Origin of the sequence: Azovibrio sp. (assembly GCF_049658005.1) — a bacterium.
Taxonomy (GTDB): Bacteria; Pseudomonadota; Gammaproteobacteria; order Burkholderiales; family Rhodocyclaceae; genus Azovibrio.
The window spans coordinates 1-26,158 of the sequence record NZ_JBASOH010000015.1 but is presented as its reverse complement, the minus strand read 5'-3'; the positions used below and the strand labels follow the sequence as shown (position 1 = coordinate 26,158).

31 protein-coding genes are annotated in these 26,158 nt (G+C 62.7%); 18 read left to right on the top strand and 13 right to left on the bottom strand.

What is annotated here, in order from left to right; translation table 11 throughout:
- Positions 1-17 precede the first annotated feature (17 nt).
- The 7 genes from WBH99_RS01325 (at position 18) to thpD (ending at position 7,264) form a co-directional block, all read left to right on the top strand.
- Positions 18-884 carry a polyprenyl synthetase family protein gene (locus WBH99_RS01325; RefSeq protein WP_424218361.1) on the top strand — a complete coding sequence of 289 codons (867 nt, stop codon included), beginning with the start codon at positions 18-20 and terminating at the stop codon, positions 882-884.
- Positions 885-886: 2 nt separating this feature from the next.
- Positions 887-2,743: a 1-deoxy-D-xylulose-5-phosphate synthase gene (gene dxs, locus WBH99_RS01320; RefSeq protein WP_424218300.1), complete on the top strand. Its 1,857-nt coding sequence runs from the start codon at positions 887-889 to the stop codon at positions 2,741-2,743.
- A 12-nt stretch (positions 2,744-2,755) separates the two neighbouring features.
- The gene (gene folE2, locus WBH99_RS01315) at positions 2,756-3,565 is read left to right on the top strand and encodes a GTP cyclohydrolase FolE2 (protein ID WP_424218299.1); all 810 of its coding nucleotides are present in this window, start codon (positions 2,756-2,758) and stop codon (positions 3,563-3,565) included.
- Positions 3,566-4,013: 448 nt separating this feature from the next.
- On the top strand, positions 4,014-4,499 hold the full coding sequence (gene ectA / locus WBH99_RS01310; RefSeq protein ID WP_424218298.1) for a diaminobutyrate acetyltransferase: 486 nt from the start codon (positions 4,014-4,016) through the stop codon (positions 4,497-4,499).
- A 90-nt stretch (positions 4,500-4,589) separates the two neighbouring features.
- Entirely contained in the window at positions 4,590-5,882 is a 1,293-nt protein-coding gene (ectB, locus tag WBH99_RS01305) for a diaminobutyrate--2-oxoglutarate transaminase (protein WP_424218297.1), read from the top strand.
- Positions 5,883-5,922: 40 nt separating this feature from the next.
- A complete protein-coding gene (locus WBH99_RS01300; protein ID WP_424218296.1) occupies positions 5,923-6,312 on the top strand; it encodes an ectoine synthase in 390 nt (129 codons plus the stop codon).
- A gap of 13 nt (positions 6,313-6,325) precedes the next feature.
- Positions 6,326-7,264, top strand: coding sequence for an ectoine hydroxylase (gene thpD, locus WBH99_RS01295; protein ID WP_424218295.1), 939 nt, complete (start codon positions 6,326-6,328; stop codon positions 7,262-7,264).
- Positions 7,265-7,382: 118 nt separating this feature from the next.
- Here thpD and rplS read toward each other — a convergent pair whose 3' ends face one another.
- The 4 genes from rplS to rpsP all read right to left on the bottom strand — a co-directional run bounded on the left by rplS (position 7,383) and on the right by rpsP (position 9,468).
- Positions 7,383-7,760: a 50S ribosomal protein L19 gene (rplS, locus tag WBH99_RS01290; RefSeq protein ID WP_424218294.1), complete on the bottom strand. Its 378-nt coding sequence runs from the start codon at positions 7,758-7,760 to the stop codon at positions 7,383-7,385.
- A 9-nt stretch (positions 7,761-7,769) separates the two neighbouring features.
- Positions 7,770-8,606 (bottom strand): tRNA (guanosine(37)-N1)-methyltransferase TrmD, encoded by an 837-nt coding sequence (gene trmD / locus WBH99_RS01285; protein ID WP_424218293.1) that lies wholly within the window; start codon positions 8,604-8,606, stop codon positions 7,770-7,772.
- 37 nt (positions 8,607-8,643) lie between these two features.
- Positions 8,644-9,144: a ribosome maturation factor RimM gene (gene rimM, locus WBH99_RS01280; protein ID WP_424218360.1), complete on the bottom strand. Its 501-nt coding sequence runs from the start codon at positions 9,142-9,144 to the stop codon at positions 8,644-8,646.
- 69 nt (positions 9,145-9,213) lie between these two features.
- On the bottom strand, positions 9,214-9,468 hold the full coding sequence (gene rpsP, locus WBH99_RS01275; RefSeq protein WP_424218292.1) for a 30S ribosomal protein S16: 255 nt from the start codon (positions 9,466-9,468) through the stop codon (positions 9,214-9,216).
- A gap of 182 nt (positions 9,469-9,650) precedes the next feature.
- On the opposite strand from rpsP, the gene WBH99_RS01270 reads away from it, so the two are divergent.
- The gene (locus tag WBH99_RS01270) at positions 9,651-11,135 is read left to right on the top strand and encodes a hypothetical protein (protein ID WP_424218291.1); all 1,485 of its coding nucleotides are present in this window, start codon (positions 9,651-9,653) and stop codon (positions 11,133-11,135) included.
- Here the strand turns inward: WBH99_RS01270 and WBH99_RS01265 are convergent.
- Entirely contained in the window at positions 11,110-11,949 is an 840-nt protein-coding gene (locus WBH99_RS01265) for a YihY/virulence factor BrkB family protein (protein WP_424218290.1), read from the bottom strand. The two genes, WBH99_RS01270 and WBH99_RS01265, sit on opposite strands and share 26 nt — an antisense overlap.
- Positions 11,950-11,970: 21 nt before the next feature.
- Here WBH99_RS01265 and wrbA point away from each other — a divergent pair, with 21 nt between their 5' ends.
- Both wrbA and WBH99_RS01255 read left to right on the top strand, forming a co-directional pair.
- Entirely contained in the window at positions 11,971-12,573 is a 603-nt protein-coding gene (wrbA, locus tag WBH99_RS01260) for an NAD(P)H:quinone oxidoreductase (protein WP_424218289.1), read from the top strand.
- Between the two features lie 31 nt (positions 12,574-12,604).
- Complete coding sequence (locus WBH99_RS01255; RefSeq protein ID WP_424218288.1) at positions 12,605-12,958, top strand: DUF2069 domain-containing protein; 354 nt, start codon at positions 12,605-12,607, stop codon at positions 12,956-12,958.
- Between the two features lie 71 nt (positions 12,959-13,029).
- On the opposite strand, the gene WBH99_RS01250 is transcribed toward WBH99_RS01255, so the two are convergent.
- From WBH99_RS01250 to ilvB, 6 genes are all read right to left on the bottom strand, one after another.
- Positions 13,030-14,571 (bottom strand): 2-isopropylmalate synthase, encoded by a 1,542-nt coding sequence (locus WBH99_RS01250; protein ID WP_424218287.1) that lies wholly within the window; start codon positions 14,569-14,571, stop codon positions 13,030-13,032.
- Positions 14,572-14,635: 64 nt separating this feature from the next.
- A complete protein-coding gene (gene pssA, locus WBH99_RS01245) occupies positions 14,636-15,394 on the bottom strand; it encodes a CDP-diacylglycerol--serine O-phosphatidyltransferase (protein WP_424218286.1) in 759 nt (252 codons plus the stop codon).
- A gap of 6 nt (positions 15,395-15,400) precedes the next feature.
- On the bottom strand, positions 15,401-16,051 hold the full coding sequence (locus WBH99_RS01240; RefSeq protein WP_424218285.1) for a phosphatidylserine decarboxylase: 651 nt from the start codon (positions 16,049-16,051) through the stop codon (positions 15,401-15,403).
- Between the two features lie 103 nt (positions 16,052-16,154).
- Complete coding sequence (gene ilvC, locus WBH99_RS01235; RefSeq protein WP_424218284.1) at positions 16,155-17,171, bottom strand: ketol-acid reductoisomerase; 1,017 nt, start codon at positions 17,169-17,171, stop codon at positions 16,155-16,157.
- 25 nt (positions 17,172-17,196) lie between these two features.
- A complete protein-coding gene (gene ilvN / locus WBH99_RS01230; RefSeq protein ID WP_424218283.1) occupies positions 17,197-17,688 on the bottom strand; it encodes an acetolactate synthase small subunit in 492 nt (163 codons plus the stop codon).
- 15 nt (positions 17,689-17,703) lie between these two features.
- A complete protein-coding gene (ilvB, locus tag WBH99_RS01225) occupies positions 17,704-19,404 on the bottom strand; it encodes a biosynthetic-type acetolactate synthase large subunit (RefSeq protein WP_424218359.1) in 1,701 nt (566 codons plus the stop codon).
- An 86-nt stretch (positions 19,405-19,490) separates the two neighbouring features.
- Here ilvB and WBH99_RS01220 point away from each other — a divergent pair, with 86 nt between their 5' ends.
- The 4 genes from WBH99_RS01220 to WBH99_RS01205 are packed head-to-tail and all read left to right on the top strand — an operon-like array spanning position 19,491 to position 21,308.
- Entirely contained in the window at positions 19,491-20,084 is a 594-nt protein-coding gene (locus WBH99_RS01220; protein ID WP_424218358.1) for an RNA polymerase sigma factor, read from the top strand.
- The gene (locus WBH99_RS01215) at positions 20,081-20,437 is read left to right on the top strand and encodes a DUF3619 family protein (protein ID WP_424218282.1); all 357 of its coding nucleotides are present in this window, start codon (positions 20,081-20,083) and stop codon (positions 20,435-20,437) included. Before WBH99_RS01220 ends, WBH99_RS01215 begins: the two co-directional genes overlap by 4 nt.
- A complete protein-coding gene (locus WBH99_RS01210) occupies positions 20,410-20,877 on the top strand; it encodes a DUF3106 domain-containing protein (RefSeq protein ID WP_424218281.1) in 468 nt (155 codons plus the stop codon). The genes WBH99_RS01215 and WBH99_RS01210 overlap by 28 nt, the downstream gene beginning before the upstream one ends.
- Complete coding sequence (locus WBH99_RS01205; RefSeq protein WP_424218280.1) at positions 20,874-21,308, top strand: RDD family protein; 435 nt, start codon at positions 20,874-20,876, stop codon at positions 21,306-21,308. The genes WBH99_RS01210 and WBH99_RS01205 overlap by 4 nt, the downstream gene beginning before the upstream one ends.
- Here the strand turns inward: WBH99_RS01205 and lptG are convergent, their stop codons facing one another.
- Positions 21,309-22,397: an LPS export ABC transporter permease LptG gene (gene lptG / locus WBH99_RS01200; protein WP_424218279.1), complete on the bottom strand. Its 1,089-nt coding sequence runs from the start codon at positions 22,395-22,397 to the stop codon at positions 21,309-21,311.
- Positions 22,397-23,476 (bottom strand): LPS export ABC transporter permease LptF, encoded by a 1,080-nt coding sequence (gene lptF / locus WBH99_RS01195; protein WP_424218278.1) that lies wholly within the window; start codon positions 23,474-23,476, stop codon positions 22,397-22,399. Before lptF ends, lptG begins: the two co-directional genes overlap by 1 nt.
- Positions 23,477-23,549: 73 nt before the next feature.
- Between lptF and WBH99_RS01190 the strand changes: the two genes are divergently transcribed.
- The 4 genes from WBH99_RS01190 to WBH99_RS01175 form a co-directional block, all read left to right on the top strand.
- The gene (locus WBH99_RS01190) at positions 23,550-25,052 is read left to right on the top strand and encodes a leucyl aminopeptidase (RefSeq protein WP_424218277.1); all 1,503 of its coding nucleotides are present in this window, start codon (positions 23,550-23,552) and stop codon (positions 25,050-25,052) included.
- Positions 25,049-25,471 carry a DNA polymerase III subunit chi gene (locus WBH99_RS01185; RefSeq protein WP_424218276.1) on the top strand — a complete coding sequence of 141 codons (423 nt, stop codon included), beginning with the start codon at positions 25,049-25,051 and terminating at the stop codon, positions 25,469-25,471. Before WBH99_RS01190 ends, WBH99_RS01185 begins: the two co-directional genes overlap by 4 nt.
- Before the next feature lie 3 nt (positions 25,472-25,474).
- The gene (locus WBH99_RS01180; RefSeq protein ID WP_424218275.1) at positions 25,475-25,846 is read left to right on the top strand and encodes a hypothetical protein; all 372 of its coding nucleotides are present in this window, start codon (positions 25,475-25,477) and stop codon (positions 25,844-25,846) included.
- 80 nt (positions 25,847-25,926) lie between these two features.
- On the top strand, positions 25,927-26,158 hold a 232-nt coding region (locus WBH99_RS01175; protein ID WP_424218273.1), incomplete at its 3' end, for a class I tRNA ligase family protein.

Below are 26,158 nucleotides of genomic sequence, written 5' to 3'. Positions count from 1 at the left end.
ACAATTTTGAAACCTGGATGGGTGACACCCAGGCCCGGATAGAAGCGGCCCTGGCCCAGCATCTGCCCGCCGCCAGCAGCATCCCCCACCGCCTGCACCAAGCCATGCGTTACTCGGTCCTGGGCGGTGGCAAGCGCATCCGCCCCCTGCTGACCTTTGCTGCCGGCGAACTCACGGACGCCGTTCCCGAGCGCCTGGCCGTGGCGGCCTGTGCCGTGGAACTGATCCACACCTATTCCCTGGTGCACGACGACCTGCCCTGCATGGACGACGACGTGCTGCGCCGGGGCCGCCCCACCTGCCATGTGGAATTCGACGAAGCCACCGCCCTGCTGGCCGGCGACGCCCTGCAGACCCTGGCCTTCGAACTGCTCGCCCGTCCCGATCTGGCCGAGCCCGCCCAGCAGCTCGAAATGCTGGCCCTGCTGACCCATGCCAGCGGCTCCCGCGGCATGTGCGGCGGCCAGGCCATCGACCTGGCCGCGGTGGGCCAGGCCCTGAGCCAGGCTGAACTCGAATTGATGCACGCCCTGAAGACCGGCACCCTGATCCGGGCTGCCGTGCTGCTGGGGGCCCTCTGCGGCGCACCGCTGCCGGACGAAGCCCGGGAGCAGCTGGACCGCTTCGCCAAGCGCGCCGGCCTGCTGTTCCAGGTGGTCGACGACATCCTCGACTGCACCGCCAGTACCGCCACCCTGGGCAAGACCGCCGGCAAGGACGAAGCCGCCGACAAACCCACCTATGTCAGCCTGCTGGGCCTGGAAGGCGCCAGGACCTACGCAGAAGAACTGCGCAGCGATGCCCTGAGCGCCCTCGCCTCATTCGGCCCCGGGGCCCGACGGCTGACCCAACTGGCGGATTACATCTGCTATCGACACTTCTGACGATGACTGCAAACCAGCTGCTGGACCAGATTCAATTCCCCGCCGACCTGCGCCGCCTGGAACGTGGCCAGCTCCCCCAACTGGCCGACGAGCTGCGGCAATTCCTGCTGGGCTCCGTCGCCCGCACCGGCGGGCACCTGTCCTCCAACCTCGGCACGGTGGAGCTCACCCTCGCCCTGCACTACGTCTACAACACCCCGGAAGACCGGCTGGTGTGGGACGTGGGGCACCAGTGCTACGCCCACAAGGTGCTCACCGGCCGGCGCGAAGGCATGGCCCGGCTGCGCATGCAGGGGGGGGTTTCCGGCTTTCCCAAGCGCAGCGAATCGGAGTATGACACCTTTGGCGTCGGCCACTCTTCCACCTCCATCTCCGCCGCCCTGGGCATGGCCATGGCCGCCAAGCTCAAGGCTGAGGACAGGAAGGTGGTAGCGATCATCGGTGACGGCGCCATGTCCGCCGGCATGGCCTTCGAGGCCCTCAACAACGCCGGCGTCGCGGATGCCGACATGCTGGTGATCTTGAACGACAACGAGATGTCGATCTCGCCGCCGGTCGGGGCCTTGAACAGCATCCTCACCCGGCTCACCTCCAGCAAGACCTACAACGCCGCCCGGGAAGCCGGCCGGCACATGCTCGGCTTTGCCCCGCCGCTGCTGGAACTGGCCCGCCGCGCCGAAGAACACGTCAAGGGCTTGCTTTCACCGGGCACCCTGTTCGAGGAATTCGGCTTTCACTACTACGGCCCCATCGACGGCCACGACCTGGACGCCCTGGTGCCGACCCTGGAGAACATCAAGAAACTCAAAGGCCCCCAGTTCCTCCATGTGATCACCAAGAAGGGCCAGGGCTACAAGCTCGCCGAAGCCGATCCCATCCTCTACCACGGGGTCGGCAAATTCGATACCGCCGAGGGCATCCAGAGCAGCAAGGGCGGCAAGCTCACCTACACCCAGGTGTTCGGCGACTGGCTGTGCGACATGGCGGCCGCCGACCCCCGCCTGGTGGCGATCACCCCGGCCATGGGCGAAGGCTCCGGCATGGTGCGCTTTGCCGGACAGTTTCCGGAGCGCTATTTCGACGTGGGCATCGCCGAACAGCACGCCATCACCTTTGCCGCCGGCCTGGCCTGCGAAGGCCTGAAGCCGGTCGTGGCCATTTACTCCACCTTCCTGCAGCGCGGCTACGACCAGCTGATCCACGACGTGGCGCTCCAGAATCTGCCGGTGCTGTTTGCCATCGACCGGGGCGGCCTGGTGGGAGCCGACGGCGCCACCCACCACGGTAGCTTCGATCTTTCCTTTTTGACCTGCATCCCCAACATGGTGGTGATGGCCCCGGCCGACGAGGCCGAATGCCGGCGCATGCTCAGCACCGCCTATGCCCTGGACGGCCCCGCCGCCGTGCGCTACCCCCGTGGCAGCGGCCCCGGCACCCTGCCCGACTTCCGCCTGGACACCCTGCCGCTCGGCAAAGGCGAACTGCTGCGGGCCGGCAAGGACGTGGCCCTGCTGGCTTTTGGCAGCAGGGTGGCCCCGGCCCTGGCGGCCGGGGAAGAACTGGATGCCACGGTCGCCAACATGCGCTTCATCAAGCCCATCGACGCCGAACTGGTGGAGCAACTGGCACGGAACCATTCGCTGCTGGTCAGCATCGAAGAAAATGCCGTGATCGGCGGCGCCGGCGCGGAGCTGGCCCGGGTGCTCGAAGAACGGGGATTGCAGACCCCCTTGCTCCGCCTCGGCCTGCCCGACCGCTTCATCGACCATGGCGAACAAGGCCAGTTGCTGGCCGACCTGGGGCTCGATGCCGATGGCATCGTCCGCTCCGTACGCAACGCCCGGAAAAACCCTTCTTGAGACAGGAACCGCATGCACCCCACCCCCAACATCCCCGACGTGCAGAACTCGGCTGACACGCGCCAGCTGGCCATCAACAAGGTCGGCATCAAGTCCATCCGCCACCCGGTCAAGGTGAGCGACAAGAACCGCGGGGTGCAGCACACCATCGCCAGCTTCAACATGTACGTGGGCCTGCCGCATAATTTCAAGGGCACCCACATGTCCCGCTTCGTGGAGATCCTAAATGGCCACGAAGAGGAAATCTCGGTGGAGAACTTCCCCTCCATGCTGGCCGAAATGGTGGAGCGCCTGGAGGCCGAGACCGGCCACATCGAGATGAGCTTTCCCTACTTCATCAACAAGACCGCCCCGGTCTCCGGCGTGCGCAGCCTGATGGACTACGACGTCACCTTCATCGGCGACATCTGCCACGGGGAAATCGCCACCCGCCTCAAGGTGGTGGTGCCCGTCACCAGCCTTTGCCCCTGCTCCAAGAAAATTTCCGAACGGGGCGCCCACAACCAGCGCTCCCACGTCACCGTCACCGTCCGCACCAACGAATTCATGTGGATCGAGGACATCGTCGCCCTGGTGGAAGCCGAAGCCTCCTGCGAGCTTTATGGCCTTTTGAAGCGCCCCGATGAAAAATACGTCACCGAGCGGGCCTACGACAATCCCAAGTTCGTCGAAGACATGGTGCGCGACGTGGCCGCCCGCCTCAATGCCGAAGCCCGCATCGACGCCTATGTGGTCGAATCCGAGAATTTCGAATCGATCCACAACCACTCGGCCTACGCCCTGATCGAAAACGACAAGAAGGCGCCCGGCCGGCACCCCTGAGCCGTCCTCCACGCAGATCGCCGGCATGACCGAGAGGCTCAGTCGCCGGCTTGAGCCAGGCGGTGGTAACTCTTTCGCTGACCCGAATCAGCGCGGCAAGCTGGCTTACCGCCCTTTTTTGGATTCGCCCGGCCCCCCAAGCTGACGGGGGAAAGGCAAAAGAGGCTTGTAACATCCGGCACATTGGGTTTATCCTGAAAAAACGGATGGACAGAGCTTGCTCAGCGCCATTCGATCGTTCAACGGCCAACCGGTCGCTTGAGTTTTTTGAGGACTTGTGCCTTGCACAGGTCGGACCGACCGCGGTGCCCGCCCTCTGGCGCTGACGTGGTCTGGGTTGTGGTCGACGGCTTTGTCCGGCGATGGCAGCCCTCCCGAAACAACCCAATGCATGACCCGTATCGACCACAACACATCCAGACCTCATTCTTTTGTTTGTTTTCGTTCCGTGCGCCCCACTGACGGCGCAGCCTTGTGGCGCTTGGTGCGCGCCACCGGCACTCTGGAGCTCAATTCGGCCTATTTTTATGTGCTGTTTGCCGCCGATTTCGGCGCCACCTGCTTGGTAGCAGAAGGCGATGACGGCGAGCTGTGCGGCGCCGTCATCGCCTACCACCCACCCACCCAGCCGGAGACCGCGTTCGTATGGCAGGTGGGTGTGCGGCCCGACTGCCAGGGCCAGGGCCTGGGGCTCACCTTGCTCGAGCAATGGCTGGCCCTGCCGGCCAACCGCTCCTGTCGCTGGGTCACCGCTACGGTGGCTGAGGACAACATCGCTTCCCGGGCCTTGTTCCTGCGCTTGGCGCGTAAGTACAACACGGACTGCGAAATCCGGCCCCACTTCACCGCCGATCTGTTCCCTGTCGATCACCCTGCGGAACCCCTGTATCGCATTGGGCCGATCAACCGCGGCACCCCACCCGTGCCGCTTTGAAACGGCGCGCCCAGCGCGCCTTTGCCACCTCCCGCGCGCGCCATGCGCCCGACGGGACGACGTCTTTCACTCATCAAAAAGGAGGGTCCGATGATTACCTTTGAACAGCACGAATCCGAAGTCCGCGGTTACTGCCGCACCTTTCCAGCCATATTCAGCAGCGCCAAGGGGGCCTGGATGACTGACATCGAAGGCCGCCGATACCTCGATTTTTTTTGCGGGGCCGGTGTGCTCAACTATGGCCACAACCCGGACAGGATCAAGCAGGCCCTATTGGCCTACCTGATGCGCGATGGCATCACCCACACCCTGGACATGTACAGTGAGGCCAAGCAGCGTTTCATCGAGCGCTTCTACGAAGTGATCCTGCAACCGCGAGGCCTTCACTACAAGTTCCAGTTTCCCGGCCCTACCGGCACCAACGCGGTGGAAGCGGCGCTGAAGCTGGCCCGCAAGGTGACCGGACGCGAGCAGGTGGTGGGTTTCACCAATGCTTTTCATGGCATGACTCTGGGTGCCCTGGCCGTGACCGGCAATGGCTTCAAACGCGCCGGCGCTGGCGTGCCGCTCAGCAACAGCGCCGCAGTGCCGTTCGACGGCTATCTGGGAGCCGACACCGATACGCTGGACTATTTCGAAGCCCTGCTGAAAGACGGCGGCAGCGGCATGGACATGCCGGCCGCCGTGATCGTGGAAACCGTGCAGGCCGAAGGCGGCGTAAATGTAGCCAGCGTGCAGTGGCTGCAGCGCCTGCGGCGCATCACGGCCGAATACGGCATCGTGCTGATCGTAGATGATATCCAGGTTGGCTGCGGACGCACCGGCCGCTTCTTCAGTTTCGAGGAGGCCGGCATCGTGCCCGACATCGTGACTTTGTCCAAGTCGCTGTCGGGCTACGGATTACCGCTGGCTCTGGTGCTCATCAAGCCCGAATTGGACCAGTGGGCGCCAGGCGAGCACAACGGCACCTTCCGCGGCCATTGCCCTGCCTTCGTGACCGCCACGGCGGCGCTGCAGTTCTGGCAAAACGACGCCCTGACCCAGGCGGTACAAAAAAAAGGGCAGCAGGTAGAGCAGCGGCTGCAGTCCATGGCAGAGCGTCTGACACCCGGCGCCCAGGTGCGCGGCCGAGGCCTCATCTGGGGCATCGAATTTGGCGACCCCTTGCTCGCAGGACGTGTTTCGCAGGCCTGTTTCGAGCGAGGGCTGATCATCGAGACAGCCGGGATCGACGACCAGGTGCTCAAGCTGCTGCCCAGCCTCACCATCACCGAGCAGGAACTGACCTACGGCCTTGACGTAATCGAAGACAGCCTCTGTGCCGTACTGGGTGTGCCGGCCACTGCCCACACCCCAAAAGCCGCGTTGGCCAAGGCGATCTGAATCCCTTCCCTCATACACGCACCGAAACAAGGAGAAAACCATGATCGTGAAACACCTGGATGACGTGATCGGCACTGACGCCGACGTAGACACCGAAGGCTGGAATAGCCGCCGCCTGATCTACAAGGATGCCGGCGTGGGCTATTCGGTCAACGACACCCTCATCAAAGCAGGTAGCGAACACGAGTTTGCCTACCAGCACCACTACGAGACGGTGTATTGCATCGAGGGCGAGGGCGAGATCGTCGATCTGGCCACCGGGATCACCCACCCTATTCGCCCCGGCACGCTGTACTGTCTGAACCAGCACGACCGTCACATTCTGCGCGCCAACAAAGGCACCCACATGCGCATGGTGTGCGTATTCAACCCGCCGCTGACGGGACGCGAGGTGCACGACGAAACCGGCGCCTATGCTTTGGGCGATTGAAAGGAGATCCCGCATGTCGACATCCAACCCGATGAAGGCCACTTCATCGCCGCGGCACCCGCGCGCCGATGACCGTTACCCCTCGCGCTTTGGCCGCGACATACTGATCACGCCCCGGCTGGACCCGGTGGTGTGGGGCGAGCCAGGGCGCGGCCCGCTGAGCGAAAGCCAGCTCAACGACTACATCGATCACGGCTACCTGCACTTCGACGACCTGATCAGCCCTGAGGAGGTGCAGACCTATCTGGACGAACTGCAGCGGCTACGGGCCGACGAGGCCATCAAGGACGCGGACGAAGCCGTGATCGAGCCGGGCAGCCGCGAGCTGCGCTCCCTTTTTGCGGTGCACCGCAGCAGCCCCGTGCTCAAACGACTGGCACATCACCCCAAGCTGGTGGCCATCGCGCGGCAACTGCTGGGCAGTGAGGTATATATCCATCAGTCGCGGGTGAACTACAAGGGCGGCTTTCGCGGCAAGGAGTTTTACTGGCATTCCGACTTCGAAACCTGGCACGTGGAAGACGGCATTCCGGCCATGCGCATGGTAAGCTGCTCAATCGCCCTGACGGCAAACACCCCATACAACGGGCCGCTGATGATCATGCCCGGCTCGCATCATCGCTACGTGAGCTGTGTCGGCGCCACGCCAGAAAACCACTACAAGATCTCGCTCCAGCAGCAAGACATCGGGGTGCCCGACGACGAGAGCCTGACGCAGCTGGTTGAGGAGTACGGCATCACGGCGCCCACCGGCTTGGCCGGTTCGGTGACCTTCTTCGAATGCAATGTGATGCACGGTTCGAACTCCAACATCACGCCCCTGCCCCGCAGTAACGTGTTCATGGTGTTCAACAGTATCGACAACACCCCGGTGGAGCCGTTTTGCGGCCTGCCTCCCCGGCCCGACTTCATTGCGGAGCGCGAGGACTTCACCCCGGTGGGTCAATCCTGACGCCTTCGCCCTGTTGTAAGACGAGGCCGCCAGGCGGCCTCGTCGAGCTTCGGTTTGTGCCCGCCCAGGACCCGGATAACCGGGGCTGGAGGCCGGGCACGAGCGGTACCCCGGTCGCTCAGGCGGCGCTGGGGACGTGCTTGCGCACCAGCTTTTCCTTGATCCGGGCGGACTTGCCGGAGCGCTCGCGCAGGTAGTACAGCTTGGCCCGGCGCACATCACCGCGGCGCTTGACTTCGATGCCGGCCACCAGGGGAGAGTAGGTCTGGAAGGTCCGTTCCACCCCTTCGCCGGAGGAGATCTTGCGCACGATGAAGGCCGAGTTGAGCCCCCGGTTACGCTTGGCGATGACGACGCCTTCGTAAGCCTGCAGCCGCTCGCGGTTACCTTCCTTGACCTTCACTTGCACGACGACGGTGTCGCCGGGCGCGAAAGCGGGGATGGTCTTGCCCAGACGGGCGATTTCTTCTTGTTCCAGTTGTTCGATCAGGTTCATGTGAGTTCCTTATTGAGTGTCATTGCTCACCGCATTGCTCTTTTGCCGTTCTTCTTCGGCTTCTTCTGCAAGAATCTCGGCCAAGAGTTGCGTTTCTTCCGCGTTCAGCACGCGTTGCGTCAGGAGTTCCGGCCTGCGCTTCCGGGTCCGTGCCAGCGACTCCTTGAGCCGCCAGCGGCGAATTCTGGCGTGGTTGCCGGACAACAGGACTTCCGGCACCCCCTGCCCTTGATAAACCTCGGGGCGGGTGTAGTGGGGGCAATCCAGCAGGCCCGCCACAAATGAATCTTCAACCGCGGAAGCCGCATCGCCCAGCACGCCGGGCAACTGGCGGATCACCGCATCCATCAGGACCATGGCCGGCAGCTCGCCGCCCGAGAGGACAAAGTCCCCGATGGAGATTTCCTCATCCACACAGCGCTCGATGAGGCGTTCGTCCACCCCCTCGTAGCGCCCGCAGAGCAGGATCAGACCTTCGTCTCCCGTGGCCAGCTCCATGACCCGCTGGTGGGTCAGGGGCCGCCCCTGGGGCGAGAGATAAATCACCCGGCTACCTGCCTTGCCGGCTCGTTGCTGGCGGGCTTTGGCGGCCAGGATGGCCTTTTCCAGCGGACCGGGCTGCATCACCATGCCGGGACCACCGCCGTAGGGGCGGTCATCCACGCTGCGCCAGACATTGTCGGCGTAATCCCTGGGGTTCCAGGCAGTAAAGGACCAGCGGCCTTCTTCCAGCGCCTTGCGGGTGATGCCCGAAGCCGTGAGGGCCGCGAACATTTCCGGAAACAGGGTGATGCCATCAAAGACCGCGGGGACGGGCCTGGCATCCTCAGGCACGGGTTCAGTCACGGGTTGGCATCACGGTTGGCATCACCAGGGGTTGGCATCACCAGTCCAGGCCCCACTCCACCCGGATCTGCCGGGTTGCCGCATCCACCTGCCTGACCACGGCATCGACAAAAGGCAGGAGGCGTTCCTGTCCCTCGGCATCGACCACCCGGAGTACATCATTGGCCCCGGTTTCGATCAGCCCCTCGACCGCGCCGAGCGACTCACCCGCCGTATTGAGAACATCCATGCCGATCAGATCGGCCCAGTAGAACTCGTCTTCCGCCGGAACCGGCAGCGCCTCGCGGGGAGCGCCGATCCACCAGCCCTTGAGGGCTTCGGCACCGTCACGGTCCACCACATCCTCGAAGGCCGCCACAAGGCCATCTCCGTGCACCCTGAAACTTTTCAGGGGATGTTCCTGCCAGGCTCCCGTGGCGCGGGGTGACAGCCACCAGAGGGGCATCCCCTGCCAACTGAGGGGATCATCCCCAAAAGGATGCACCCTTACCCAGCCCTGAACCCCGTAGGGACCGACGATACGGCCCAGGACTATGATGCCAGGTTCGTTGCCAGGTTCGTTGCCAGGTTCGTTGCCAAGTTCAGGCAAGAGCGCTCACCCGGAGAATCAGGCCGCCTGCCGGGCTGCGTATTGCTTGACCAGACGGGCAGCCGTGGGGGACAGTTGGGCACCGTTCTGTTGCCAGTAGCTCAGACGATCCAGGGCCACGCGCAAGCCTTCTTCGCTTTCGGCGGCAACGGGGTTGTAAAAGCCGATGCGCTCAACGAAACGGCCATCGCGGCGGTTACGGGAGTCGGTCACGACCAGGTTATAGAAGGGGCGCTTCTTGGCACCACCGCGGGCAAGGCGAATTACGACCATTGTTTTATCCGGTTGAGTAAAAACGAAAAGGGCTGGATTATAAAGGGAAAACAGAGAAAAACAAGTGATGGGAGCCGGCATTTTCTCTCTTCCCGGAAACGCCTCCTCCCGTTTTTTCTCCAGCGCGAGTGAAAAGCACGCGGATTTTGATTATCCTCCTCTCCCCATACTGGAGAATCGCCATGCCGGAAAGCACCACCATGACCGACCTCACTGACGCAAATGTGCGGCTGATCCTGACCTGGCTGGCAACCCACCGGGACGCTCCCGACCTGGATCTGGAGGGACTGGCCACCCAGTTGCAGACCCTGCGGGAAACCCCGCTTCCTGCCCGGCAAACCCTGAAACTCCTGGAAATGCTGTTTACCTGTGCCACGGCATCCCTGGAATCCCGGATCACCCAGCTCAGCAAGGCCAGCATTCCCCTGCCCCGCCCGGTCCGGCAGCAATTCCACACCCTCCAGGACGTCCTGGACAGCTTTGCCCTGGCCTACGAGAGCGTTTTCAAATCCCTGCCCCACGCTGCCAGTGACAGTGACATCTGCCTCCCCCTGGAGCGCACGGCTTTTTGCCTGAGCCAGCACCTGTACCTCAGCCATCTGGCGGCGGCACCTCCCGGCCTGGGCATCTGGCAACGCCAGCACGCCACCTTTTTGCAGATTCGCGACAAGCGCCCGGACCTCGCCCATCCCCAGTTGCCGCCCGCCTACTGCGAGGCCCTGCTGCTGGCCTGCGCCCAGCCGGCTTCCTTTTCCGCCCCGGAACTGATGTTCATCGCCCACTACGCCCGAAGCCAGGCCCGGCAGCTGGAAATCAGCGAAGCGCCGCCGGCGGAGGTCAAGGGGGTGTTCTGGATCGACCCGAGCCGCGATTTTCCCGCCTTTGCCCTGGCCCGTCGCCCCCCTCCTGCGGACTACAAAGTTTATTACTTTTCCTGCCGCGCCATGGCCCAGCAGGCCCAGGCCCATCTGGAAGCCCTGACCCAGGGCCAGTCGGCCCAGTCGCTGCAACTTCCGCCCCTGGCGGCCACCCCGGCCGGCAGAGGCACCTTGCGCCGCCTGATTGCCTTCTGGGGCAACCCGGGCAAGCGGCGCTTCCCCCGCCGCCGCCAGCCCCACCGGGCCACCCTCTGTTCCGGCCTGCCTCGCCTCTGGCGCATGCTGCAGACTCCGGAGGAGATGAGCAGCGACGACTTCAGCCAGTGGCTGATCACCAACGAAAGTCCCGACGGTTATGCGCTGATGCACCTGAACGGCAAAGCCAGGCGTGTCCGGTTGGGAGACATCGTCGCCCTGCGCACCGAGACCGATGCCGCCAGCAACGAACGCTGGCAGATCGGGCTCGTGCGCTGGGCCATTTCCGAAAATCCCGAGCATATCGAAATCGGCCTCCAGGTTCTCGCCCCGGAAGCCATCCCCGCCCTGCTCGCCATTCCCGGCGACCCCGGCAACCCGGCCCAGATCTCGGCCCTGATCCTGCCGGCCCTGCCACCGCTGCGCAATGAGCCGGTGCTGGTAGTACCTGCCGGCGCCATCAACGACCTGAACCACAAACTCCTGCTGCTGATCGAGCAGGCCAATCTGGAGATCCGCCAGGTGCGCGCCTCAGGCATCAGCGAACAAACCGGGCGGGTGGAAGTGTTCACGATCGAGGCCGACGCCTCGTGAGGGCCCCGTCCAGGCTGGCCACCATGACCGCCACCACCAGGACCAGGATCCAGGCCAGATAAAGCCAGACCAGGAAAATGGGCAGGGCCGAAAGCGTGCCATAGACCTTGGAGTAGAAGGTCGCCCTGGCCATGTACCAGAGAAACCCGGACTTCATCCCGACGAGCCCAAGGCTCACCAGAACGCCCCCGCAAAGCGCGGCCCAGGGGCTGACCCGGACGTGGGGCATGGCATAGTAGAGCAGCGCGAAGAAGCCTCCCAGGATGACCAGGTTGAGGCCCTTCAGGAACTCTGTCTCCAGGGGAGCCAGCTCGCCGCTCCAGCCCAAAGCCAGCCTGACCAGGAAGCCCAGCAGGCTGGTCAGCCCCCCCATCAGCAGGGGCACCCCCACCATCCCGCACAAGTACAGGGGCAGGCTGCGCAGCCAGGAGCGGCTCTCACTGACTCCCCAGACCTGATTGAGCGCATCCTCCAGGGTGTGCAGGAGCAGGAACACCATCCAGGCCAGCGCCAGCACCCAGGGCCAGGTGAGCTCCCTGGCCTTGCTGGCCAGAAGATAAACCTGCTCGGCCACGGCGCCTCCCGACTTGCCCGGCAGCAGGGTCTGCATCAAGAAGCTGTCGAGCTGCCCCACCAGCACGCTGAAACCGGGCAGGAAGGACGCCACCACCAGGACCAGGGAAACCAGGGGCACCAGGGTCAGCAAGGTGGAAAAGGACAGCGCGGCGGCCACCTGAGTCAGCCGCTGCCGCAGGAAGACATGGACCAGATCGACGGGGAGATCAAACAGGATGCGATGAAGAGGGCGGGACATAGGCCAGTATAATAGCTCACCATGAAAGACATTCTGGTTCTCTACTACAGCCACCGGGGCTCGGTGCGAGCCCTGGCCGAGCAGATCGCCCAGGGCATCGACAGTGTCCCCGGCACCCAACCCCGCCTGCGCACGGTGCCCAGGGTTTCCACCCTGTGCGAGGCCAGCGAGCCCGCCGTGCCCGCCAGCGGCGCCCCTTATGTGGAACTCCCGGACCTGGAGGAATGCGCCGGTCTGGCCCTGGGCAGCCCTACCCGCTTTGGCAACATGGCGGCCCCCATGAAGTATTTCTGGGACGGCACCCTCACCCTCTGGCAAAACGGCGCCCTGGCCGGCAAACCCGCCACCGTCTTCACTTCCAGCGGCAGCCTGCATGGCGGCAACGAGGCTACCTTGCTGACCATGATGCTGCCCCTGCTGCATCACGGCATGATCCTGATGGGCCTGCCCCATGACTGGCACGAACTTTCGGCCACCCGGGACGGCGGCACCCCCTACGGCGCCAGCCATGTGTCCGGCCCCCAGGGCAGCCCGGTATTGAGCCCCGAGGCGGCCCGGCTGGCCTTCCTCCAGGGCCAGCGCCTGGCCCGGCTGGCCCTGAAGCTGGCCCTGAAGCTGGCTTGAAACTTCTCCACCAACTTCCCCCGGAATCTCCATGTCGAATCGCCTGCAACTGGCCGCCAGCGCCAGCCTGATCGCCCTGATCTTCCTCTGCCTGTCCTGGGAACTGTGGCTCGCCCCCCTGAAACCGGGCGGCTCCTGGATGGCGGCCAAGTCCTTTCCCTTGCTGCTGCCTCTGTTCGGCATCCTCAAGGGGCGGCGCTACAGCTACCAGGTGAGTTCCCTGCTGGCCCTGCTCTACCTGCTGGAGGGCAGCGTCCGGGCCACCAGCGACACCGGCCCGAGCCAGTGGCTGGCCGTGATCGAAACCTTGCTCGCCCTCATCTTCTTTGTCAGCGTCGTGGCCTATGCCCGGCTTTCGGCCCCGAGCCGCACGCCCCAGGACTGAGGCTGGCGGCCCCCTCATGCAAAATGCCGGGCAAGCCCGGCATTTTTCATGAGCACAAAACGACGGTTGCCTTACACCCCGCCCTGGGGATTGACCTTGCCCTGGCTGGAGTGGAGCTTGTTCAGGGCATTCAGGTAGGCCTTGGCCGACGCAATGACGATATCCGTATCGGCGCCCTGGCCGTTGACCACCCGGCCACGCCTGGAGAGGCGCACGGTCACCTCGCCCTGGGCATCGGTGCCGGTGGTGATGGCATTGACTGAGTACAGCAGCAGTTCGCTGCCGCTCTCGACCACTTTTTCGATGGCCTTGAAGGTGGCATCCACCGGGCCGGAGCCATCGGATTCGGCCGCCCGTTCCTGGCCGCCCACGGTCAAGGTGACCCGGGCATGAGGCAGCTCGCCGGTTTCGGAACAAACCCGGGAGTAGTTGAGCTTGTAGTATTCCTGATCCGGCGTCACGGCCTCGTCGGAAATCAGGGCATGCAGGTCTTCATCGAAAATTTCGTGCTTCTTGTCGGCCAGTTCCTTGAACCGGGCGAAGGCAGAATTCAGGGCATCCTCGCTCTCCAGGACCACGCCCAGTTCGGCCAGGCGGCTCTTGAAGGCATTACGGCCCGAATGCTTGCCCAGCACCAGCTTGTTCTGGCTCCAGCCCACATCCTCGGCGCGCATGATCTCGTAGGTTTCCCGATGCTTGAGCACGCCATCCTGGTGGATGCCGGACTCGTGCGCGAAGGCGTTGGCGCCGACGATGGCCTTGTTGGGCTGCACCGGGTAGCCGGTGATCTGCGACACGAGCTTTGAAGCCGGCACGATCTGGGTGGTGTCGATCCGGGTTTCCACCGGAAAAATGTCGGCCCGGGTGCGCACCGCCATCACCACTTCTTCCAGGGAGGCATTGCCGGCCCGCTCGCCCAGACCATTGATGGTGCATTCCACCTGGCGGGCGCCGGCCAGCACGGCGGAAAGCGAGTTGGCCACGGCCAGGCCCAGGTCGTTGTGGCAATGCACGGACCAGATCACCTTGTCCGCATTGGGCACCCGTTCGAGCAACTGGCGGAGGGTGTCGGCATACTGCGTGGGAAAGTTGTAACCCACGGTATCCGGCACATTGAGGGTGGTGGCGCCGGCCTTGATGACGGCCTCGAAAATGCGGCAGAGGAAATCGATGTCGGAACGGCCCGCATCTTCGGCGGAAAACTCCACATCATCGACGTACTGCCGGGCCCAGCCAATCGCCTTGACCGCCTGTTCCAGCACCTGCCCGGGGCTCATGCGCAGCTTCTTTTCCATGTGGATGGGGCTGGTGGCGATGAAGGTGTGGATGCGCTTTCTGGCCGCGTGCTGGATCGACTCACCGGCGCGCTCGATGTCCTTCTCGCTCGCCCGGGCCAGGGAGCAGACCGTGCTTTCCTTGATGGTTTCGGCAATGGCGCGAATGGCCTCGAAATCCCCGGGAGAAGCCGCGGCAAAACCCGCCTCGATCACATCCACCCGCATTTTTTCCAGCTGCCGGGCAACACGGATCTTTTCCTCCTTGGTCATGGAGGCGCCCGGGCTCTGCTCACCATCGCGCAGGGTGGTATCGAAAATCACCAAATGGTCTTTCATGTCTTGCTCCCAATCAACAACGCCTTTCCCGGGAAGGCCCCGGGAAAGGCGGAAATTCATTCGATCAGCGGACGACAGGTTTCTTGCGCAACACCTGGACCAGGGTCAGGACGTAGCCGGACAGGGAATAAACGCAGAACAAGCCGAACAGCACGCCAGGCGGATAGCTGGAGACCAGCACGAACACCAGGACCAGGGCGGCCACCACGATGAAGGGCACACTCTTTCTGAGATTGATGTCCTTGAAACTATAGAAGCGGAAGTTCGTCACCATGGAGACCCCGGCGAACACGGTGATGAAGGCCGCCAGCCAGCGCATATCGCCGCCGGGGACCCTGAAGTCGATCATCACCCAGACAAACCCCGCCACCAGGGCCGCGGCCGCGGGGCTGGGCAAGCCCTGGAAGAAACGCTTGTCGATGACGCCCAGCGTGGTATTGAAGCGGGCCAGGCGCAAGGCGGCACCGGCACAGTAGATGAAGGCGGCAATCCAGCCCAGGCGGCCCATGCCGGTCAAGGCCCATTCATAAATGACCAGGGCCGGGGCCACGCCGAAGCTCACCATGTCGGACAGGGAATCGTACTCGGCCCCGAAGGCCGACTGGGTCCGGGTCATGCGGGCCACCCGGCCATCCAGGCCATCGAGCACCATGGCAACGAAGATGGCCATGGCGGCATGTTCAAAACTGCCCTGCATCGCCTGCACGATGGCGAAGAACCCGGAAAACAGGGCCGCCGTGGTCAACAGATTGGGCAGGATATAAATACCCCGCCGCCGCAGCTCGGGGTTGAACAGGGCTTTTCTGGGTTGGTTCTCGATCATGGTGTATCAGGCAAGCTCGGCAAGCAAGGTGCTCGAAGCATACACTTTTTCGCCAATCACCACTTTCACCTTTGCATCCAGGGGCAGATACACATCCACCCGGGAACCGAAGCGGATGAAGCCGTAGCGCTGACCCCGGCTCAGCGGCATGCCGGCATCCATGTAATTGAGGATGCGCCGGGCAATGAGACCGGCCACCTGCACACAGGTGACATCCTGGCCGTCAGGGGTCTTGATGTGCATGGCGCAGCGCTCGTTCTCGGTGGAGGCCTTGGCCAGGCTGGCATTGATGAATTTGCCGGGACTGTACCAGACCTGCTGCACCGTACCCTCCACGGGAGAGCGGTTGGAATGCACGTTGAAAACATTCATGAACACGCTGACCTTGATGGCCCGGCGGTTCAGATAGACATCCTCCGTCTCCTCCACGGCGACGATGCGGCCATCGGCAGGAGAGACGACGCTCCTGGGTCCCGTGCCGGCAATCGTGCGGGCCGGGTCCCGGAAAAACTGGATGACGAACAACAAACCCAGCCACCAGGGCAGGGCCACCCAGAAGCCCAGCAGGAACTGGACCCCCACGGCTCCCACGAGAAGAAGAATCAGGAAAGGCCAGCCTTCCTTGGCAAGGATGGGATGGGGGTAGCTGTTATTCATGGGAAACCTGAAATAAAGACGAAATCCGCCCGGCAACAGGCCGGGCGGGAACTGGCGGGGCCGCGCCGGCAAGAACAGCCGCGCGGCCAGAGGAAGGCAGAACTCAGTTTTTGGACTGGTCCACCAGCTTGTTGTTCTTGATCCAGGGCATCATGTCGCGCAGCTTCTGGCCGACCTGCTCGATGGCATGCTCGGCGTTCAGACGGCGCCGGGCGGTCATGGAAGGATAGTTGGTCTTGCCTTCCAGGATGAACATCCTGGCGTATTCACCGCTCTGGATGCGCTTCAGGGCGTTGCGCATGGCTTCGCGGGATTGGGCGTTGATGACTTCGGTGCCGGTCACGTATTCGCCATACTCCGCATTGTTGGAGATGGAGTAGTTCATGTTGGCGATGCCGCCTTCATACATCAGGTCCACGATCAGCTTCAGTTCGTGCAGGCACTCGAAGTAGGCCATTTCAGGAGCGTAGCCGGCCTCCACCAGGGTTTCGAAGCCCATCTTCACCAGTTCCACGGCGCCGCCGCACAGAACGGCCTGTTCGCCGAAGAGATCGGTCTCGGTTTCTTCCTTGAAGTCGGTTTCGATCACGCCGCCCTTGGTGCCGCCGTTGGCAGCCGCATAGGAGAGGGCAATGTCCTTGGCCTTGCCGGACTTGTCCTGATACACCGCGATCAGGGAAGGCACGCCGCCGCCCTTCAAATACTCGGAACGCACGGTATGGCCGGGGCCCTTGGGGGCCACCATGATGACATCCACGTCATCACGGGGAATGACCTGGTTGTAATGGACATTGAAACCGTGGGCGAAAGCCAGGGCCGCGCCCTTCTTCATGTTCGGGCCGACTTCTTCGTTGTACACGGCAGGAATGTTTTCATCCGGCAGGAGAATCATGACCACATCGGCGTCTTCGACGGCCTTGGCGATTTCCTTGACCTTGAGGCCCGCGGCCTCTGCCTTTTTCCAGGACGCGCCACCCTTGCGCAGACCCACGGTCACCTTGACGCCGGAGTCATTCAGGTTTTGCGCGTGGGCATGACCTTGCGAACCGTAACCCACGATGGTGACCTTCTTGCCCTTGATCAGGGAGAGGTCGGCGTCCTTGTCGTAATAAACTTTCATGAAATCCTCTTTTATGAATAGATAGTCAAACTTTGAGAATACGGTCACCGCGGCCGATGCCGGAAACTCCGGTACGAACGGTTTCCAGAATCAGTCCGGCATCCAGGGCGTTGATGAAGGAATCCAGCTTGGCGCTGGTCCCCGTCAATTCGACGACGTAGGTAGACTCGGTCACATCAATGATACGGCCACGGAAGATATCCGCCATCCGCTTCATTTCCTCCCGGTCCTTGCCCGTAGCACGGACCTTGATCAGCATCAGTTCGCGCTCCACATGGGCCGCTTCGGAAAGGTCCACCACCTTGACCACATCCACCAGCTTGTTGAGCTGCTTGGTGATCTGTTCGAGCACCTCGTCGGAGCCCCGGGTGACGATGGTCATGCGGGACAAGGAGGCATCCTCGGTCGGGGCCACGGTCAGGGTTTCGATGTTGTAGCCCCGGGCCGAGAACAGGCCCGCCACCCGGGACAGGGCGCCGGCTTCGTTTTCCAGCAGGACGGAAATAATGTGTCGCATCTTGTCTCTCTCCCCTTACAGGCCTTCGGCCAGGATCATTTCGGTCAGCCCCTTGCCGGCCGCTACCATGGGGAAGACGTTGGCCGTGGGGTCGATGATGAAGTCCATGAACACCAGATCATTCTTGTGCTCGGTGAACGCCTTCTTCAAGGCAGGTTCGACATCCTCGGGGCGTTCGATCTTCATGCCCACATGACCATAGGACTCGGCCAGCTTGACGAAGTCAGGCAGGGAAGTCACATAGGACTGCGAGTAGCGCTTGGAATAGAACATTTCCTGCCACTGGCGCACCATGCCCAGCATGCCGTTGTTGAGGTTGATGATCTTGATCGGCAGCTCGAACTGCTTGCAGGTGGAGAGTTCCTGGATGCACATCTGGATCGAGCCTTCACCCGTGACGCAGGCCACCGGCATGTCCGGATTGGCAAAGCGGACCCCCATGGCGTAGGGCAGGCCGACGCCCATGGTGCCCAGGCCGCCGGAGTTGATCCAGCGGCGCGGCTTGTCGAATTTGTAGTACTGGGCGGCAAACATCTGGTGCTGACCGACATCGGAGGTGATGAAGGCATCGCCCCCGGTCACTTCATAGAGCTTTTCCACCACGTATTGAGGCATGATGTGCTGACCCTGCTTGTAACGCAGGCTGTCACGGCCACGCCACTCTTCAATCTGGCGCCACCAGTCGGCGACCGCCGGATCGGCCTTGAAACCATCTTCCAGCAGCTTGAGCATCTCATCGAGCACGTCGAAGAGATTGCCGACGATGGGCACATCCACCTTCACGCGCTTGGAGATGGAGGAAGGATCGATGTCCACATGGATGATCTTGCGCGGCTCCTCAGCGAAGTGTTCGGGATCACCGATCACCCGGTCATCGAAGCGGGCGCCCAGGGCGAGGATCAGGTCGGCGTAATGCATGGTCATGTTGGCTTCGTAGCTGCCATGCATGCCCAGCATGCCCACATTCTGTTTGTCCGTCGCCGGATAACCGCCCAGCCCCATCAAGGTGTTGGTGACCGGGAAGCCCAGCTTGCGCGCCAGCAAGGTCAGTTTTTCGGCGGCATCGGACAGCACCACGCCACCGCCGGCGTAGATCACCGGACGCCGGGCTTCGGCCAGCAACTGCACGGCCTTCTTGATCTGCCCCAGATGCCCCTTCACCACCGGGTTGTAGGAGCGCATCTGTACGGCCTTGGGATATTCAAACTCGCACTTGTTGGCGGTGACGTCCTTGGGAATATCCACCACCACGGGGCCAGGACGGCCGGTGGTGGCGATATGAAAGGCCTTCTTCAGGGTGATGGCCAGATCCTTCACGTCCTTGACCAGGAAGTTATGCTTGACGCAGGGGCGGGTGATACCCACCGTGTCGCACTCCTGGAAGGCATCCTGACCGATGTAGTAGGTCGGCACCTGACCGCAGAGCACCACCATCGGCACAGAATCCATGTAAGCCGTGGCAATGCCGGTGACCGCATTGGTCACGCCGGGGCCGGAAGTCACCAGCGCCACCCCCACCTTGCGGGAAGAACGGGAGTAAGCATCGGCCGCATGCACCGCCGCCTGCTCGTGGCGGACCAGGATATGCTTGATCTGATCCTGCTTGAACAGTTCATCATAGATGTGCAGGACGGAACCGCCGGGATACCCGAAAACATGTTCCACCTTTTCTTCCTGCAGGCACCTGATTACAATTTCTGCGCCGGTCATCATCATCGCTAGGCCCATTCAGCTGGTTGCTTGAAAACCCGTAACACTAATCGACCGTCCTCGTTTGGTCAAGGCATCGCCCAAAAACCCCAATAACAACAAGGCTTTCAAGAGGTTTCCCCCTGGCCACGACACAGCAACTCTCCGACTTCCTCGCCGGTACCGAGCGGCGCGCCTACAAGCAAGCCGTCTTCGCCTGCCGCGACGAAGACGCCGCCCTGGACATTGTTCAGGACAGCATGATGAAACTGGCAGACCGTTACGGCGACCGTCCCGCCGAGGAATTGCCGCTCCTGTTCCAGCGCATCCTGCAAAACTGCATCCGCGATCATTTCCGGCGCAGCAAGATCCGCAACCTCTGGACCACCTTGCTGTCTGCCTTTGGCTCGAGGGACGAAGATGACCACGATCCGCTGGAAAATGTGGCCGACGACCGCCCCAGCTACCAGGCCAGGACCCCGGAAGGCCAGCTCGAACAGCACCAGACCTTGAAAATCATTGAATTTGAGATATCCAAATTGCCAACACGTCAACGGGAAGCCTTTCTCATGCGTTACTGGGAGGACATGAACGTTGCAGAAACAGCTGCTGCCATGGGCTGTTCTGAAGGAAGCGTCAAGACCCATTGCTCAAGAGCCACGCACGCACTGGCCGCTGCACTGGAAAAACGGGGGATCACACCATGAATGAACAACAACTGATCGACGGCCTGCGCCGGCACCTGGACCAGGGCCTGGAACGCCTGTCGACACCTACCTTGAACCGCCTGCACACCGCCCGCCAGCATGCCCTCGCCGTCAAAAGCAAGGCAAACCGGCGCGGTTCCGGCTTTACGGCCGGGCGGGGCTGGCTTCGTCCCGCCCTGGCAACCCTGGCCCTTGCCGCCGGGATCGGCTTTACCGCGCTTTATCTGCAAAACCAGAACGAAATCAGTGCCATGGCGGCCCTGGATACCGACCTGCTGGCTGACGACCTGCCCCCCAAGGCTTTCACTGATCCTGGATTTCGCGCATGGCTAGAAGAATCCTCCGAGGGCTGATCCTCGCCCTCCTGCTTGCGGCGAGTCCGGCCTGGAGTGGTCCGGACGCCAGGATTACCTCGCCTCAGCCGGAATGGTCCCGATTGACGGCGGAACAAAAACAGATCCTGGCCCCCCTGGCCGACGACTGGCCGCAGATGGAGCATTACCGCCGCAAGAAATGGCTCGACATGGCCCGGCACTACCCCAGACTCAGCCCGGAAGAACAGGCGCGCATGCAGCGCCGCATGCAGACCTGGCAGGCCATGCCCCCGGAAGACCGGGAGAAGGCCCGCAGCCACTACAAGGAATTCAAGCAGCTGCCTCCTGAGAAAAAGAACGAGGTCAAAACCCAGTGGGAACGCTACAACCAGCTTCCCGAGGAAGAAAAGTTGCGCCTGAAACAAAAATCGGAGGCAAAATCCCCCGCTTCCGAGCGCAACCCACCCCCCCGGCAATGAGCCAGCCCCTCGCATACCCCAGCATTTCCCGTCGCCTGATCGCCATGGTTTATGAAGGCCTGCTGCTTGCTGGCGTCATTGCCGTCGGCTTCATCCTGCCCCACGCCCTGCTCGGCACCCTGGCCCATGTGGCAGCCCCGGCCTGGGTAGTACGGGCGCACTTCATCCTCTTGCTGATGGCTTACAGCGTCTGGTTCTGGCTCGACAGCGGCCAGACTCTGGCCATGAAAACCTGGAAACTCAAGCTGGTCGACCGCTCCGGCGCCCCTCTGCGGCCGCTCCAGGCCGTACTCCGCTACCTGGCGGCCTGGCCCTCCCTGCTCTTTTTCGGCATCGGCATCCTCTGGGCCCTGTTCGACAAAGACAAACAGTTCCTGCACGACCGCATTGCCGACAGCCGCATCATTCTGGTCAAACCACCCCAGGACTGATCAACGCCGCTCCACCCACCACAGCATGCCCAGCGCCGCCAGCAGGAACAAGGCAGAAGGGGCCATCGCACTCGCCAGGGGCGGCCAGGAATGTATGACTCCCAGAGAGGAGAACAGGCCGTTCAGCATGTAGAACAACACCCCGACCATGATCCCCCCGAAAATCTGCACACTGACCCCGCCCATGCGGCCGTGGGTATAGCCGAAGGGCAAGGCCAGGGCCACCATGACCATGGCCGCCATGGGATAGAAAAACTTTTTCCACAGGGCAATTTCATACCGTTCCGTTTTCTGATGGTTGATCCAGAGGTGACGGAGATAGGTCACCAGCCCCACCAGAGACATGCGCTCCGGCGACACCATCAACACGGAAATGATTTCCGGCGTCAAGGACGACGACCAAGCCAACTGATCCAGGCGATCCACCTCCACCTTGCTGACCTCACCATCGACTTCCTGCAGGCGGGTACGCACCACGCCATCGAACTGCCACTGTCCGGGTCCCACATAACGCCCCAGGCGCGCCTCCATCACATATTCGAGGCGGTTTTTTGCATCAAACTGATAGACCCGGACCTGCTCCAACTGCGCCTCATGCGTCGCTGAACGGATATTGATGAAAGCACGACCATCCTTGACCCACAGCCCGGAACGGAACTGCTGGGCCACCATGTTGCGGATCGCCTTGACACGTATCTCCTGAGCCGTCCGATCCGCCACTGGCACGACGGCCTCACCCAGCACCAGGGCGGCAAGGGCAAATGCGCCTGCGACCTTGAACAACAGGAACAGCAATTCGCGCGTCGTCATCCCGGAAGCCCGCAACACGGTGATTTCCGAATGTCTGGCCAGACTGGAGAGGGCAAACAAGGCGCCGATCAGGACGGCAATGGGCATGAGTTCGTAAACCCGCCCGGGCAAAAGCAGGAGCACATAGATGAAGGCATGCCCCACGCCGAACTCGCCCCGCCCGACATCCTTGAGACTCTCGATCAGGTCAAAAAAGCCATACAGCGCTGCCAGCGCAGTCAGCATCAGCAAAATGGCGGCCAATAACTCCCTGGCAATATATTTTTCGTGGATTTTCATCAGGACTTACGGCGCCAGAAAGCGAACACGGCCAGACGCCGATAAAAAAGCAGGGCCAGCACGACCAGCATGATGGCATGCGGCGCCCAGACAGCGAATTCAAATGCCAGTCGCTCCCGGGCCACCCAGGCCTGGCTGATGGACAAGAGATTGTTGTACAGGGTGAATACCACGATCGCCAGCAACATGTTCATGGAACGGCCCGCCCGCGGATTCACAAAAGCCAGGGGAACGGCCAGCAAGGCCAGCAACAGGGCGGCCAGGGGCTGCCCGAAGCGCCATAACAACTCGCCCTTCTGGCTGGGCGAATTCCCCTGCAACAATTCCTTCAGGGGCTGGAATCTGGGTGCAGTCGTGTCGCTGCGGACATCGCCATCATACAGACGCACCCCATAGCGTTCGAATTCCATCATGCGGAACTCAGCCACCCCCGGCTCCACTTCATAGCGCTGACCATGGCTCAGCACCAGGAAACGATCACCGTTGCGCGTGCTTTCCTGGCGCCCTGTATCGGCCATGACCACGCCGAGCCGCCCCTCCTGCACCGTGGTCACAAACACATTTTTCACATATTCCAGGTTTTCCTCGACCTTCTCGACGAAAACCACCCGCCCTCCGGCGCTCACTTCCTGAAATCTCCCGGGTGCCACTTTCCCGGCATCGCTGCGAGCTTCCAGCTTGCTGCGGTATTCATTACTTCTGGAGGCCGCCCAGGGCGTCAGGAACAGCGAAAGCGCCACAATCGCGATGACGATGGGCAAGGAAAAATGAAAAACGGGACGCAACCACGCTGTCAGTGGCAAACCGGCAGAAAACCAGACCACCATTTCCGAATCCCGATACGCCCGCGTCAAGGGCAGCAGGATCGCAATGAACAGCGTCAGCGACAACAGGACGGGCAGATAATTGAGGGCCGCAAAACCCAGCAAGGCCAGCACCGCCTCCGGCGCCAGGCGACCGCCGGCTGCTTCATTGAGGAGACGGATCAACTGGATGGAAACGAGAATGGCGAAAATTGCGACAAAGACACCCGCGGCAACCTGGGCGAATTCACGCCGCGCGGCGCGTTCGAAGATCATATCTTTGACTTCGGTGAAAAAATGCAGGGATAATCGCTCCAGTCGTCGAAAATCATAGGATAAGGAGCGGCGAGTGGAATTTAGCATAAAAAGCGGAAGCCCGGAAAAGCAGCGCAGTGCCTGTGTGGTCGTGGGCGTCTTTGAACCCCGCAAGCTGACCCTGCCGGCGGAACTCCTGGACAAGGCAGCCAAGGGCTACATCTCCGACATCATTCGCCGGGGCGACATGGAGGGCAAGGCCGGCTCGACCCTGCTGCTGCACAATATCCAAGGCTCGCTCTGCGACCGGGTCCTGCTGGTGGGCCTGGGCAAGGAAAAGGAATTCCGGGAAAAGGAATACTGCGACGCCATCCGCACCGCCGTCAAAACCCTGAACGAGACCGGCGCCTTCGATGGCACCTTGTTCCTCACCGAAACCGGCCCCAAGCGCCGGAATGTTTCCTGGCGCATCCGCCAGGCCACCATGGTGGCCCAGGAAGCCGTGTATCGCTTCGACCACTACAAGAGCAAGAAAGCCGGGATCCGCCGCCCGCTGCGCAAGCTCACCTTCGCGGTGGAACGGCGCAACGAATTGCCCTCGGCGGAAGAGGCCCTGGCTCAGGGCATCGCCATCTCCGAAGGCATCGCCCTGGCCCGCAATCTCGGCAACCAGCCCGGCAACGTGTGCACCCCCGGCTATCTGGCGGAGCAGGCCCGGCAGATGGCTCAGGAACTGGGCATGCAATGCCAGGTGCTGGAACGCGAGGACATGGAAGAGCTGGGCATGCATTCCCTGCTCGCCGTGGCCCAGGGCTCCCGTCAGGCCCCCAAATTCATCATTCTCCAGCACAAAGGCGGAAAATCCGGGGAAAAGCCCCTGCTGCTGGTCGGCAAGGGCATCACCTTCGACTCCGGCGGCATTTCCATCAAGCCCGCCGCCGACATGGACGAGATGAAGTACGACATGTGTGGCGCCGCCGCCGTGCTCGGCACCATGCAGGCGGCAGGCCGCATGGCCCTGCCCATCAACCTCGTGGCCCTGATTCCCAGCTGTGAAAACATGCCCGGCGGCAGCGCCACCCGCCCTGGCGACATCGTCACCTCCCTCTCCGGCCAGACCATCGAAATCCTCAACACCGACGCCGAAGGCCGGCTGATTCTCTGCGACGCCCTGACCTACGCCGAACAGTTCGAGCCGCAAGCCGTCATCGACGTCGCCACCTTGACCGGCGCCTGCGTCATCGCCCTGGGCCATGTGGCAACCGGTCTGTTCGCCAACGATGACAGCCTGGCCCGTGAACTCCTGGCGGCCGGCGAAGAGGCCCATGACCGGGCCTGGCACATGCCCCTCTGGGAGGATTACCAGGAACTGCTCAAGAGCCCCTTTGCCGACATGGCCAATATCGGCGGCCGCTGGGGGGGCGCCATTACGGCCGCCTGCTTCCTCTCCCGCTTCACCAAAAAGTACGAATGGGCCCATCTGGACATTGCCGGCACGGCCTGGAAATCCGGTTCGGACAAAGGTGCCACGGGCCGTCCCGTTTCCCTGCTCACCCACTTCCTGCTGAAGCATGCGGAAAAGCCGGGCGTCCAGTGACCAAGGTGTTCTTCTACCACAATGTTCAGGACCGGCTGGGAGCGGCCTGCAGCCTCCTGGCCAGGGCCTGGGCGCAGAAGAAGGACTTCACGGTTTTCGTCCCGGCGCCCGAGCAGGCCCAGTTGCTGGACCGCCTGCTGTGGACCCGGTTTCCCCTCAGCTTCCTGCCCCACTGCCATGACCGCTCCCCCCTGGCCGCAGAAACCCCGATCCTGCTCACCCAGGACCTGCAAGCCCCGCGCCAGGACCAGCGGCTCTTGAATCTGGGCGATGAAATCCCGCCCAACTTCGAGCGCTTTACCAATCTGATCGAAGTGGTCAGCCAGGCCGACGAAGACAAGATTCAGGCGCGGCAGCGTTTCAAACATTACAAGGCCCACGGACACGAGATCGTCGCCGTGGACATGGCGCCGCGCTGAGCCATGCCCGAACCAGAACTGCCCCACAACGACGACATCGTCTCCCGGGCCGATGCGTTCATGCGCCGCCGGCAGCGCGCAACGCCCGCCGCCCCAGCGCAGGAAGAGGATGACCTGCCCGTACTCACCGACGTGGTCACCCCCTCCCCCCGGCAGGATGGCCGCCCCACCCCCTGCCCCGACCTGGACAGCATGAGCCAGGCCCTGGCCGAGGCCATCAGCAAGCAACTGGCCGCAGAAATCCCCGTGCTGGTGGAAGCCAGCCTGCAGGCTGCCCTGGCCAGCATTGCCCGGGATATCCGCCAGGGGGTGGAAGAAACCAGTCGCAAGGCCATTGCCGACTTCGTGGCCAGCTACCCCAAACCGCCGCGCTGACCCTGCCCGCAGCGGCAAACAAGGCTGCTGGCGCGCCAACCGGTATAATCGCCGGTTTTCTGCCTTCCCCCATCAGATCCATGGAACTCGCCAAGAGCTTTGAACCTGCGGACATCGAGCGCCGCTGGTACCCCGAGTGGGAATCCCGCAACTACTTCGCCGCCGGCCTCGACACCACGAAGCCCGCCGACCAGTCTTTCTGCATCCTGCTGCCGCCGCCCAACGTCACCGGCACCCTGCACATGGGGCATGGCTTCAACCAGACTCTCATGGACGCCCTGACCCGCTACCACCGCATGCGCGGTTTCAACA